The following is a 12,190-nucleotide window of genomic DNA, read 5'->3' on the forward strand; positions in this document are numbered from 1 at the left end:
GGTTAAGCAGGCGCATAATTGCGCCCGCAGCAGATCGTTACTGATAATCGATCTGGAAATTAACGGTAGATTCGAAGTCACCCGGGGTTACGGCTGCGGATGCGTTGTTGGCCTGCAGGTAAGCAACGAAATCAATGTCGGTTTCGCCATCGGTAATGTTGACCTGAGATGCGGCTTCGCCCCATTTCACGTCCTGGTTACCACTGTCAATCATACCGATGCCCGCGCCCTTTGCTGTACCCGAGGTAAATGCAGCCAGCGCATTGTTGTCGGTATCAATCGTTGCCGGGGTGTAGGTTACTGTGGCGGTTTTCGCAACAGTTGTATCGCAGCCCTGCAGAACGATTTTGGCATGCTTAACACCAGCACGTTGGTTGTCTTTTAACTGAGAAGTTGGGATCTCACCAAAATTAACCTGCACCGGGCTGGATTCTGGGGCCAGACCGCATGCGGAATTAACCAGAGAACCAGTGAAGTGAATTTTACCGTTAGTCGGTTCAACATTTTTTGCAGCGAAAGCAGAAGATGCAGTAAAAGACATTCCCGCCATCAGCGCACAAGCCACAGCCACGTTTTTCATTTTCATATTACTACTTAACCTTATATCTGTTTTTTGGTTATTCCGACGATCTATTTCCACAGACAATTTATGCAAGGGAAACCCTGATCTGCAGGTGGCGGAAGTGCATTTCCTTGCAAACAATCCATCTCAAGCCACCCTGTATTTTGAACTTCATTGGTATTCCATCCGAAATACCGCCCACAGTTGTTTACGCTGTTTCGGGGCTTATATTAAGTCGACGAAAAAATGACACAATGCAAAAATCCGGTATTAATCAAACTCAGGGAATCGTGTTGTAACACTGTCTGTAGAGCGATCGTTTACCTAAAAAATAGCCAAAAAACACGCCAACACCAGTGTTAATGTCTATTATTTATAATTTTTATAGAGTTTTTATCTATCAACTATTTTTTTATTTAGCCAGAAGAACAGGCAAAATGTATTTATGAATGTTTTGTAAAAATGAAATTGGGCATCAAAAGCGAGTAATGACAATAAGATAGTGAAAGAGAGGAAGGAGATTGGAGGATTCTATTAGATATATTAAGAGATTGTTATATAAATATTAATAAAGCGATCTATGGCACAATCATTTTTTATAAATGAATTATGTTATGCTATTGCTTCCCCCACTCGAATGCGAGATATCCTGCTTTAAAGGAGACATCAGTGATTTCTCATATACCAATAAACAAAATTAAATCCGTAATTATTGGTGAAGGCTTAGTTTTCAGACCACATAAAAATACCCTAAAAGACCTGGCATCTGGTGAAATGGCCACATTGAATAATGTGGCAACACAATTACTGCTCTATCTGTTGCAAAATGGTAAAGAGATATCCTCGCGCGATGAAATTCTGCGGAATGTTTTCCAGCATAATGGCGCCAGAGCGACGGATGCTAATCTCAATCAGCACATTTCATTTCTGCGCAAAGCAATAACGTCTACGGGCCATCCTGCAGAACTGATCGTCACCATTCCGCGAATAGGATTTCGGATGAGCGACGCCAGTATCAATATTCAGCAACTGGAGGAATCGCAAGCGCCCACCAGAATAGTCAATGTTGCATTGATGCCCAGGAAAAAGAAACGAAACCTGTGGCCTGTCACGATAACAACGTTAATTACCAGCATCGCCGTGCTGGCGACAGCGTGGTTAACATGGATACCCAATGAAATCGCGATGACGGACGCGGCGATCCTGCGGACTATCGACTACGAGCAATGCCGTGTGCATATATTAGGAAACGCCCTCACCGACACCATAACCGAAAAAAAAGCGCTGGATATTTTCAAGTCCGTGGGTATTAATCCCAACTGTTCGTACCCAAAAGATCTGTATCTCAATACCTGGGCGAGCAACCATAATCTGGTTGAGTGGTCGTTTGCCGCTGAATGCGGGCTAAACCTCGGCTATTACCATTGCATCAGCCAGTATCGCCATCATGAGGAATGATATGAAGCAGGAAAGCGATCACTCTCCTTTACTATGGTCAGTCGTGATTGCCATTTTTGGGCTAGCGGCTATCGCTTTTTTTATTATCGCCGGGAATGCGAAAAAACAAGAAATCAGTTTTTCCTGCTCCTCGGAATTCACGTCGATACTCGACATCCAGAATACAAAAAAGGAACTCCACGGAATAATGCTGATAACCAGCTACAACTCCGGACACCTTTCATTGTCAGTCCAGGGGAAACTCAAAAGTGACGACGGCGAGTTCGCTGTTAACCGAAAACTGTTCTTTCGCTATGCCCGTCCACTCGGCCATACCGCAGGCGTTTTTATGCTCACTCCCGATGGTCGGGAAAAATCCCCCGATGATGACGCAACGGACGCTGTCGACTATCTCTTCTTCGACGCTTACGAACGTGCCGACAAGCTGTATATGCTAAAGCACCTGAATGAGGAAACGGTTCTTATTGGCGATAACTTCTCACCCCGCTTCGCCTGCGTGATGAATCACTTCGCGAGTTAATCGCCTTCTGGATATGCGTCGGGTTAAGGATGACCTGATGTGTTGCCCATCCGAAAGCTCGGGCGCGGTCGATAAAGTATGGTAATGAGATTATTATTTTTGGCGGGCTAAAACGACGAAAGCCTGAATCATTTCTGATTCAGGCTTTCTGAATAGTGGCGGAATGGACGGGACTCGAACCCGCGACCCCCTGCGTGACAGGCAGGTATTCTAACCAACTGAACTACCACTCCGCGTTGTGTTCCGCTTGGGAACGAAGCGAATATTACGGATTGCCTCGCGCCTCGTCAACGCTTTTTCTCACGTTTTTAATCGTTTGCTGCAAAAATCACCCGAATGGCCATTTTCATACGGTAAACGTACAAACTATGCCCGCCAGAGGCAACTTCCGCCTTTCTTCTGCACCAGGTCAAGGCGTGACTCATGGGCCGCTAACTCTTCATCAGTGGCGAAAACAACGCGTAGTTTGCTGGACTGTCGCACAATACGCTGGATCCCCGTGTCATTCTGCTGCTGGCTGTCGCCTTCCATTGAGAACGCCATCGTGGTCTGCCCGCCGGTCATCATCAGATAAACGTCGGCCAGAATCTGGGCATCGAGCAATGCGCCGTGCAGGGTTCGTTTACTGTTGTCTATCTCATAGCGCGAGCATAACGCATCAAGGCTGTTTCGCTTGCCAGGAAACATTTTCCTCGCCAGCGCCAGGCTATCGGTTATTTTGCAAAATTCATTCGTCTTCGGAATATCACGCTTGAGCTTCGCGAATTCGTAATCCATAAAGCCGATATCGAACGATGCGTTATGAATGACCAGCTCCGCGCCGCGAATGTAGTCGAGAAACTCGTCGGCTACATCGGCAAACGTAGGTTTATCGAGCAGGAATTCGTCTGCGATTCCGTGTACGCCGAACGCTTCCGGGTCCACCAGCCGATCCGGCTTCAGGTAAACGTGGAAGTTATTGCCGGTCAGGCGGCGGTTCACCACTTCAACCGCACCGATCTCAATGATCTTGTGGCCTTCATAGTGGGCGCCAATCTGGTTCATACCGGTGGTTTCGGTATCGAGGACGATCTGTCGTGTAATTCCAGTGCTCATAACGGTCATTTATGTCAGACTTATCGTTTGATTTCGATTTGCTAAAACAGGAAGTCTACCAGAGATGCTTAAACAGGTAGAAATTTTCACCGATGGTTCTTGCCTGGGAAATCCAGGGCCTGGTGGTTATGGGGCGATTTTACGCTATCGCGGGCGCGAAAAAACCTTTAGCGAGGGCTACAACCTCACCACTAATAATCGCATGGAGCTGATGGCGGCAATCGTTGCGCTGGAAGCCCTGAAAGAACAGTGTGAAGTGATACTCAGCACGGACAGCCAGTATGTGCGCCAGGGCATTACGCAGTGGATCCACAACTGGAAGAAGCGCGGCTGGAAAACAGCAGATAAAAAACCGGTGAAGAACGTCGATCTGTGGAAACGTCTCGATGCCGCGCTGGGGCCGCATCAAATCAAATGGGAATGGGTTAAAGGCCATGCGGGCCATCCGGAAAACGAACGCTGCGATGAGCTTGCACGCACCGCAGCCATGAGCCCGACTCAGGATGATATTGGGTATCAGACTGAGGCTTAAGCGTCCGGTTTACGGTATTGCCGGGTCGCGCCAACGGCATGACGGATAGGCGTTTTGCTTTTATTTTGTTTCATCGGGTTGAGCGTAAGCGGAATGGTTCGCTTGCGCGCAACCACCAGCTGTAAACAGCCCAGCGCGGGGATATGGGCGCTTAACATTTTCCCGCCCTTCTTGTTCCAGGGCAGAACATGAAAACGACTATAGTGCAGCACTTCAAAATTCAGTAATGATAGCCAGTCCAGTTGACGCATGAGGGTAAACATCCGACTGTTATAGGGCGATGTCTTGCGCAATACGGGCACCAGTTTACGCAATCCCATCAAGCTTACCGGGTTAAAGCCGCTCAGAATCAACCAGCCGTCATCAATCAACACGCGATCGGCTTCACGCAGTAGGCGATGCGGATCAGAGCACCACGGTAACGTATGGGCCAATAAACAGACATCCACGGACTTATCGGCAAAGGGAAGATGCAAAGGATCGGCCGTCACCTGCATGGGAGATCCCTGCAAAGAAACATTTACCTGATGAGAAACCGCGCACGCTTCAGAATCGATTTCTGCGCTTAAATTACCAACCTTAAGCAGATGAAAACCGTACATTTTTGCAAACCACGGGTTAAGCTGATGCTCCAGCGCCTCACGATAGTGTTCGCCCCAGGGCAAATCATCCCAGCTAACGGGCGCTACGACAGTTTGGGGGATCCTTGCCGGTTTCATCACAACCTTCCGTTACGCATTGAGAGGTAATATATGAATCTTAACAGTATTCCTGCATTTCAGGACAATTACATCTGGGTCCTGTCAAATAATGACCAGCATTGTCTGATTGTGGACCCGGGTGAAGCGGCTCCTGTTTTGAAAGCCATTGCAGAGCATAACTGGGTGCCGGAAGCCATTCTGCTAACCCACCATCATCAGGATCACGTTGGTGGAGTGAAAGAACTCCTGCAACATTTCCCACAAATAGTGGTATACGGACCGGCTGAAACGCAAGATAAGGGAACGACACACGTAGTCGAAGATGGCGATATTGCACTCGTTTTGGGGCATGAATTTAGGGTAATTGCTACTCCGGGTCACACTTTAGGACATATCTGTTACTTTAGCCATCCTTATTTATTTTGTGGTGACACGCTCTTTTCTGGCGGTTGTGGTCGACTTTTCGAAGGTACAGCAACTCAAATGTATCAATCACTTAAAAAAATAAACGAACTTCCTGACGATACATTAATTTGTTGCGCACATGAGTACACATTAGCAAACATGAAGTTTGCCTTAAGCATTCTCCCGCACGATTCGTTCATAAATGAATATTATCGTAAAGTTAATGAGTTACGCGTAAAAAAACAAATGACACTACCCGTAATTCTGAAAAATGAGCGGCGAAATAATCTTTTTTTGAGAACGGAAGATATTGATTTAATTAATGAAATCAACAAAGAAACAATATTGCAACAACCTGAAGAGCGTTTTGCCTGGTTAAGGTCAAAGAAAGATACGTTCTGACAATTCCGGGTTGCCTTTTGAAAACTTCGCCGTTATGATCGGTCGTCTTTTAAGCAACTATTGACACACACATGAAGGCAAAAGCGATATTACTCGCCTCTGTCCTGCTTGTTGGGTGCCAGAATACTGGTAACGTCCAACAACACGCACAGAGCCTTTCTGCAGCTGGTCAAGGGGAAGCAGGAAAGTTTACAAGTCAGGCGCGATGGATGGACGACGGAACATCTATCGCTGCTGATCAAGATTTGTGGGCTTTCATTGGTGACGAGCTAAAGATGGGAATTCCGGAAAACAGCCGGATTCGCGAACAGAAACAGAAGTATTTACGCAATAAGAGCTATCTCCACGATGTAACTTTACGGGCAGAGCCGTATATGTACTGGATAGCCGGGCAGGTTAAGAAACGTAACATGCCTATGGAACTGGTACTACTACCCATAGTGGAGAGCGCTTTTGATCCTCACGCAACGTCTGGCGCCAATGCCGCAGGTATTTGGCAGATCATTCCGAGCACGGGGCGCAATTATGGTTTAAAACAGACCCGCAGTTATGATGCACGTCGCGACGTTGTGGCTTCCACCACCGCCGCGCTGGACATGATGCAGCGTCTGAACAAGATGTTTGATGGCGACTGGCTGCTGACCGTTGCTGCTTATAATAGCGGTGAAGGTCGTGTCATGAAGGCAATCAAAACGAACAAAGCTCGTGGTAAACCCACTGACTTCTGGTCGTTGCCATTGCCTCAGGAAACGAAGCTATACGTGCCTAAAATGCTGGCATTGAGCGATATACTCAAAAACAGCAAACGCTATGGCGTACGTCTGCCAACAACAGACGAAAGCCGCGCGTTGGCACGTGTTCGCCTGAGTAGCCCGGTTGAGATGGCTCAGGTTGCTGATATGGCGGGTATTTCCGTCAGCAAGCTGAAGACCTTCAATGCAGGCGTGAAAGGCTCCACATTGGGTGCCAGCGGCCCGCAATATGTGATGGTGCCAAAGAAGCATGCAGAGAAGCTGCGTGAGTCTCTGGCTTCAGGCGAAATTGCAGCCGTGCAGTCAACGTTGGTCGCGGATAACACGCCGCTGAACAGTCGTAGCTACAAAGTTCGCTCTGGCGATACGCTTTCTGGCGTCGCGTCACGCCTTGGCGTGAGCACCAATGACCTTAAGCAGTGGAATAACCTGCGCGGGTCATCCCTGAAAGTGGGTCAAAACCTGACGGTGGGTGCGGGTACCAGCGCACAGCGTCTGGCGAACAACAGCGATAGCATCACCTATCGTGTGCGTAAAGGCGACTCGCTGTCGAGCATTGCCAAACGTCACGGGGTTAACATCAAAGATGTCATGCGCTGGAACAGCGATACGGACAATCTACAGCCAGGCGATCAGCTCACGTTGTTTGTGAAAAACAACGGAATGCCGGACTCCTGATAGCATTGTAGAAATGAAGGCACTGGATTCCCCCCAGTGCCTTTTTTATTTATCCCGCTTTATGTGCCTCAACCATTATCGTGTCGCTGGTAAACGAGCCATCTTCCTGTAACGCAAAGTAGGCTTTCACATCTGCAGAAGCACTTTGTTGGTATGCACGAATCGCGTCGCTCAACGCCGCGGGCGTGCGCATCCTCGCGACCCACGAACTGAACTCCAGTGGCAGGCGATCGGTTAACAAAGTATCGGCAATCAAATTGGCATCGTTGATTAACGACAGCCACTCTCCACTGGAATAGTTACGAACGTGCGAGGTATCACGTAACGCCTCCACGGTTTGCAACCAGATATCACGTACAGGGTGGCCTGGCGACATCACATCCATCACAATCAATACACCACCGGGCTTCAGAACGCGGTTCACTTCCCGCAGCGCGCGTCCGACATCATGCCAGTGATGCGCAGAATAGCGGCTAATCACCACGTCAAATTCGCTATCTTCAAATGGCAGACTTTCGGCATAACCCTGGCGTGTGGCGACATTCTCCAGGCCCCTGTCATTTGCCGCCTCAGCGACCACCTCAAGCATCTGCGACGATAAATCATAAGCCACAACCTGCTTTACGTGTTGCGCGGCTACAAAGCTGGCATGCCCCGCTCCACATCCCATATCCAACACACGGGCCTGCGGAAATGCCGACAACCTTTCCCCCAGACGCAGCAAGTCACGACCAGAGGCGTGCACCGCACTGGTTAAATAGGCATTAGCCTGAGAGCCAAACTGTTTTTCGACGTTGTCATGGTGAGAGCGTGTTGTCATTGTGTTGTCCTTCGGTTGTTGTGAAATAGGAAGGGCAACCATCACAGGCCTGCCCTACGGCAGACCTGACACACCGTTATTGTTCAGGTTTGCCGGGACTGAATTCAACGAGTAGCGGGTTGTGATCGGATGCACGGGTGACCAGCACAGAGGCTTCACTCACGTTCAGACCACGATAGAACACAAAATCGAGAGGGCGACCAAACGCGCGTCGGCGCTGATCGTCAGTAAAACGTACCTGGCGCAGCGACATTTCACGCGCAAAGCGGTACAGCGCATTCATCCGTCGACGGCTCCAGGCATTGAAATCGCCGGCCATAATAACCGGACCGCTGTGATGAGCGATCTGATCGCCAATGGGAAGTAACTGCTTACTATAAACATCGACGCCGAGGCTAAAGTTAACCGCGTGGATATTCACCACCATTAATAATCGAGAGTCAGGCAGCGGATACACCGTTACCAGAGCCGATTTCGCCAGCCGTAAAATAGGCTCACGCTCGCGCAATGGACAACAGTAAACAGGATGAGCAGCAGAGAGCGTCATGACGCCAGAGGGATGCTGAGGCAGCACAAAGGCAGGAACCTGATCGGCAGCAAGGTAGTTAGCGGTCGCAAACTGCACCAGTTCTGGCGTGGTTTGCGCTTCCTGTAATAATACCAGATGCGCATCTTTGCCAAAATTCTTCAGCACCGACTGCCATTCTGCGCGCTGCTGTTTAAAAATATTCCATACCAGCACGCGAATGCGGTCTTCACTGCTTAACGGAACGCCTGCGGGTAATGCCTGGCCAATATGCGCAAACGACCCCGGCGGTAAAATCCGCTCGGCGGGTTGTCCGGCAACATAACGCATGGCATAGGTGTTTTTTCGCACTTTAGACTTTCAAACCTCTGTAACGTCAACCAGTCCGCAGCCGGACTGGTTCTTCTGTTATAGGGATTTTAGCACTCACTTTCAACGAACAATTGCAGTTTGTTTTGTAAGTGGGCGCTTACATCAATGATTTACCCCAGAGCAACACGCACGGGTTTATCAAGACGACCGCTAACACCCATCAGCAGGAAAGCTACCAGAACAATGAGGGCGCCAATCCACGGCGTCTGCGCTAAACCATAATGCTCGACCGTTTGCCCGCCAATCACTGACCCCAGCGCAATCCCAATGTTAAACGCCGCAATGTTTAACCCTGACGCCACATCTACAGCATTTGGCGTAAATTGCTCAGCTTTCTGTACCACGTAGACCTGCAATCCCGGTACGTTACCAAAGGCAAAGATCCCCATCACCAGAATGGTAGCCAGCGCGGCGTACTGCGTGGAGGCCGTCAGTTGGAAGACCATCAGCAGAACAAACAGCGCGGCGAAAATGAATTTCAGCGCCGGAACCGCACCATGTTTATCCGCCAGCTTACCGCCCCAGATATTACCGATAGCCACTGAAACACCGTAACCCAGTAAGATCCAGCTTACTGCTGCCGGGGAGAACCCCGCCAGATCCTGCATCATCGGTGCAAGGAAGGTGAATGCCGTGAATACACCGCCGTAGCCCAGTGCCGTAACGGCGTAAATCAGCAACAGACGGGGATGAGTCAGCACCTTCACCTGGTCGCGAATGCTGGCGGCAGCACGACCGGGAATGTTGGCAGGGATCAGTAACTGGCTACTGATCAGTGCAATCACGCCTAACATTGATACCGCGAGGAAAGTCTCACGCCAGCCAAAGTGCTGACCGATAAATGTTCCCAGCGGCACGCCGGTGACTAGCGCCACCGTTAAGCCACCAAACATAATGGCAATGGCGGAAGCCGCTTTCTCTTTTGGCACCAGACTTGTCGCGATGGTAGAACCAATCGAGAAGAATACGCCATGTGCCAGCCCAGTCAGCAGACGAGCAACAATGAGTGTCATATACCCGGGTGCCTGCCATGCCAGCAAATTCCCCGCCGTAAACAGAACCATCAGCGCAACCAGTAACTGTTTACGTGGCAGGCGTCCGGTCAGAGCGGTCAGTACCGGCGCACCAATTGCCACACCCAGCGCATAAATTGAAACCAGCATCCCGGCGGAAGGTAACGAGATCGCCAGCTGTTGAGCGATGGTCGGCACCAGACCAACAATCACAAACTCGGTAGTGCCTATAGCGAAGGCACTTATTGTTAGTGCAAATAAAGCGAGAGGCATAAATAACTCCGTAACATCAGTAATCAGATGACACGCAGTATGCCTGGATGTTTTAATGACAAAAACATTCAAAATCTCAATATAATTTTGCGTCAGGTGCAAAAATGAAAGCAACCTCCGAAGAACTTGCAATTTTTGTGGCGGTAGTGGAAAGCGGCAGCTTTAGCCGGGCGGCAGAACAGCTTGGACAAGCCAATTCCGCGGTCAGCCGGGCAGTAAAAAAGCTGGAGATGAAACTGGGCGTCAGTTTGCTTAATCGCACGACCCGACAGCTAAGCCTGACCGAAGAAGGAGAGCGCTACTTCAGGCGGGTGCAGCAGATACTGCAAGAGATGGCTGCAGCAGAAACGGAAATCATAGAGTCGCGTAATACTCCGCGCGGCCTGCTGCGCATCGACGCAGCAACACCGGTGATGTTGCATTTCCTGATGCCGCTAATCAAGCCGTTCCGGGAACGGTATCCCGAGATGACGTTGTCTCTCGTCTCCTCAGAAACGTTCATCAATCTTATTGAACGAAAAGTGGATGTTGCTATACGAGCGGGTACACTGACTGACTCGAGTCTACGTGCGCGTCCGCTATTTACCAGCTATCGTAAGATTATTGCCTCACCGGACTACATTGCCCGTTTTGGCAAGCCAGAGAGCGTCGAGGAGTTAAACCAGCATCTGTGTCTGGGGTTTTCCGAACCAGTTTCACTCAATACCTGGCCGATTGCCTGTAGCGACGGACAGCTGCATGAGGTCGAGTGCGGAATTTCTTCCAACAGTGGAGAAACGCTAAAACAGCTTTGCCTGAATGGCAACGGCATCGCATGTCTTTCAGATTATATGATAGATAAAGAGATCGCGCGGGGTGAACTGGTGGAGTTATTGGCAGATAAACGTCTGCCGGTAGAGATGCCTTTTAGCGCAGTTTATTACAGCGATCGTGCCGTCAGTACGCGCATCCGGGCATTTATCGACTTTTTAAGTGAATATATAAGAACAGCTCCCGAAGGAGCTGTGAAAGAGGGTTAATGGGTACAGAGGGTCAGGCAATTAATCCCAATCAGGGGCCAGGCCTTCCGGGCTGACCAGACGATCGTTGCAGTCCAGTGCCGCGATCGCTTTTTTATCTTCGGCATCCAGATGCAGTTCCAGCGCCAGCAGGTTGCTTGCCAGGTTTTCACGTTTGGTAGAAGAAGGAATTACGGAGTAACCTTCCCCCATTGCCCATGCCAGAATAACCTGCGCCGGGGTCGCGTTATGTTTGGCGGCAATGTGCGCAATCACTTCATCTTTCAGCGCTTTACCATAAGCCAGCGTCATGTAAGAGGTGATGTGGATACCGTGTGCTTTCGCCCAGCCAACCACCTTACGGCTCTGCAGATACGGAGACAGCTCAATCTGATTGGTGGCAATGTTCTCTGCACCTACTGCGGCAATGGCTTTTTCCATCAGCGGAATGGTGAAGTTTGAGATACCAATTTCGCGAGTCAGCCCCTGCTGTTTTGCTTCGAGCAGCGCCTGCATGAATTCCTCAACAGATACCGCATCACCTGGAGATGGCCAGTGGATCAGCGTCAGATCGGCATAATCTGTACGCAGCTTCTTCAGGCTTTCTTTCAGACTTGGGATCAGTTTTTCTTTGCTGAGATTTTCAATCCAAATCTTGGTGGTGATATACAGCTCGTTACGCGGTACGCCGCTTTCGGCAATCGCCTGACCAACAGCCGCTTCATTATCATAGATTTGCGCAGTGTCGACAGCACGGTAGCCTAGCTCAAGCGCCGTTTTAACAGAAGCGATAACCACGTCGTCTTTCAGGCGGAAAGTACCTAAACCGAATGCAGGGATAGTCATAGAATTCCTCTTTTTAATCACTATGTTCGTTAACTGAGAGGATTATGAGCTTAAGCTCTTTATAGAAAAAGAGTGAAAAATGCAGAGGATTTTTGCGGATTCAGCAATAATTAAATTGCAGACAAAGAAAAAGCCCTGAGCGTTAGCTCAGGGCTCTTAATAAGTGGCGGAACGGACGGGACTCGAACCCGCGACCCCCTGCGTGACAGGCAGGTATTCTAACCAACTGAACTACCG

At 49.5% G+C, this 12,190-nt stretch carries 13 protein-coding genes and 1 tRNA gene; 6 read left to right on the forward strand and 8 right to left on the reverse strand.

The features are described from left to right. Window positions 1-37: 37 nt before the first annotated feature. Window positions 38-586, reverse strand: a complete 549-nt coding sequence (locus tag OGX83_RS14100; RefSeq protein WP_048236091.1) for a fimbrial protein — start codon at window positions 584-586, stop codon at window positions 38-40. Window positions 587-1,231: 645 nt separating this feature from the next. On the opposite strand from OGX83_RS14100, the gene OGX83_RS14105 reads away from it, so the two are divergent. Both OGX83_RS14105 and OGX83_RS14110 read left to right on the forward strand, forming a co-directional pair. After that, window positions 1,232-2,020 (forward strand): winged helix-turn-helix domain-containing protein, encoded by a 789-nt coding sequence (locus OGX83_RS14105; protein ID WP_284881401.1) that lies wholly within the window; start codon window positions 1,232-1,234, stop codon window positions 2,018-2,020. A gap of 1 nt (window position 2,021) precedes the next feature. Beyond that, window positions 2,022-2,540 carry a FidL-like protein gene (locus OGX83_RS14110; RefSeq protein ID WP_003830806.1) on the forward strand — a complete coding sequence of 173 codons (519 nt, stop codon included), beginning with the start codon at window positions 2,022-2,024 and terminating at the stop codon, window positions 2,538-2,540. Between the two features lie 156 nt (window positions 2,541-2,696). On the opposite strand, the gene OGX83_RS14115 is transcribed toward OGX83_RS14110, so the two are convergent. Continuing rightward, window positions 2,697-2,773: transfer RNA gene (locus tag OGX83_RS14115), tRNA-Asp, on the reverse strand. Between the two features lie 133 nt (window positions 2,774-2,906). Continuing rightward, the gene (gene dnaQ / locus OGX83_RS14120; RefSeq protein WP_095533177.1) at window positions 2,907-3,635 is read right to left on the reverse strand and encodes a DNA polymerase III subunit epsilon; all 729 of its coding nucleotides are present in this window, start codon (window positions 3,633-3,635) and stop codon (window positions 2,907-2,909) included. A gap of 64 nt (window positions 3,636-3,699) precedes the next feature. On the opposite strand from dnaQ, the gene rnhA reads away from it, so the two are divergent. Beyond that, window positions 3,700-4,167, forward strand: coding sequence for a ribonuclease HI (rnhA, locus tag OGX83_RS14125; RefSeq protein ID WP_003838896.1), 468 nt, complete (start codon window positions 3,700-3,702; stop codon window positions 4,165-4,167). Here the strand turns inward: rnhA and OGX83_RS14130 are convergent. Beyond that, entirely contained in the window at window positions 4,164-4,886 is a 723-nt protein-coding gene (locus tag OGX83_RS14130) for a class I SAM-dependent methyltransferase (RefSeq protein WP_048214878.1), read from the reverse strand. The two genes, rnhA and OGX83_RS14130, sit on opposite strands and share 4 nt — an antisense overlap. Before the next feature lie 33 nt (window positions 4,887-4,919). Here OGX83_RS14130 and gloB point away from each other — a divergent pair, with 33 nt between their 5' ends. Together gloB and mltD are read left to right on the forward strand one after the other, a co-directional pair. Next, the gene (gene gloB, locus OGX83_RS14135) at window positions 4,920-5,675 is read left to right on the forward strand and encodes a hydroxyacylglutathione hydrolase (RefSeq protein WP_008783773.1); all 756 of its coding nucleotides are present in this window, start codon (window positions 4,920-4,922) and stop codon (window positions 5,673-5,675) included. Window positions 5,676-5,746: 71 nt separating this feature from the next. Further along, a complete protein-coding gene (gene mltD / locus OGX83_RS14140) occupies window positions 5,747-7,105 on the forward strand; it encodes a murein transglycosylase D (protein WP_032942416.1) in 1,359 nt (452 codons plus the stop codon). A 49-nt stretch (window positions 7,106-7,154) separates the two neighbouring features. Here mltD and OGX83_RS14145 read toward each other — a convergent pair whose 3' ends face one another. The 3 genes from OGX83_RS14145 to OGX83_RS14155 form a co-directional block, all read right to left on the reverse strand. Beyond that, window positions 7,155-7,925 (reverse strand): class I SAM-dependent methyltransferase, encoded by a 771-nt coding sequence (locus OGX83_RS14145; protein ID WP_032942414.1) that lies wholly within the window; start codon window positions 7,923-7,925, stop codon window positions 7,155-7,157. 76 nt (window positions 7,926-8,001) lie between these two features. Then, on the reverse strand, window positions 8,002-8,802 hold the full coding sequence (locus OGX83_RS14150) for an endonuclease/exonuclease/phosphatase family protein (protein WP_008783770.1): 801 nt from the start codon (window positions 8,800-8,802) through the stop codon (window positions 8,002-8,004). 131 nt (window positions 8,803-8,933) lie between these two features. Next, window positions 8,934-10,109, reverse strand: coding sequence for an MFS transporter (locus tag OGX83_RS14155; protein WP_003830796.1), 1,176 nt, complete (start codon window positions 10,107-10,109; stop codon window positions 8,934-8,936). A gap of 104 nt (window positions 10,110-10,213) precedes the next feature. On the opposite strand from OGX83_RS14155, the gene yafC reads away from it, so the two are divergent. Further along, window positions 10,214-11,128, forward strand: coding sequence for a DNA-binding transcriptional regulator YafC (yafC, locus tag OGX83_RS14160; protein ID WP_234103596.1), 915 nt, complete (start codon window positions 10,214-10,216; stop codon window positions 11,126-11,128). A 21-nt stretch (window positions 11,129-11,149) separates the two neighbouring features. Here the strand turns inward: yafC and dkgB are convergent, their stop codons facing one another. Then, window positions 11,150-11,953, reverse strand: a complete 804-nt coding sequence (gene dkgB, locus OGX83_RS14165) for a 2,5-didehydrogluconate reductase DkgB (protein ID WP_286588333.1) — start codon at window positions 11,951-11,953, stop codon at window positions 11,150-11,152. Window positions 11,954-12,190: the final 237 nt, after the last annotated feature.

Source organism: Citrobacter sp. Cpo074 (genome assembly GCF_030332745.1).
Taxonomy (GTDB): domain Bacteria; phylum Pseudomonadota; class Gammaproteobacteria; order Enterobacterales; family Enterobacteriaceae; genus Citrobacter; species Citrobacter portucalensis.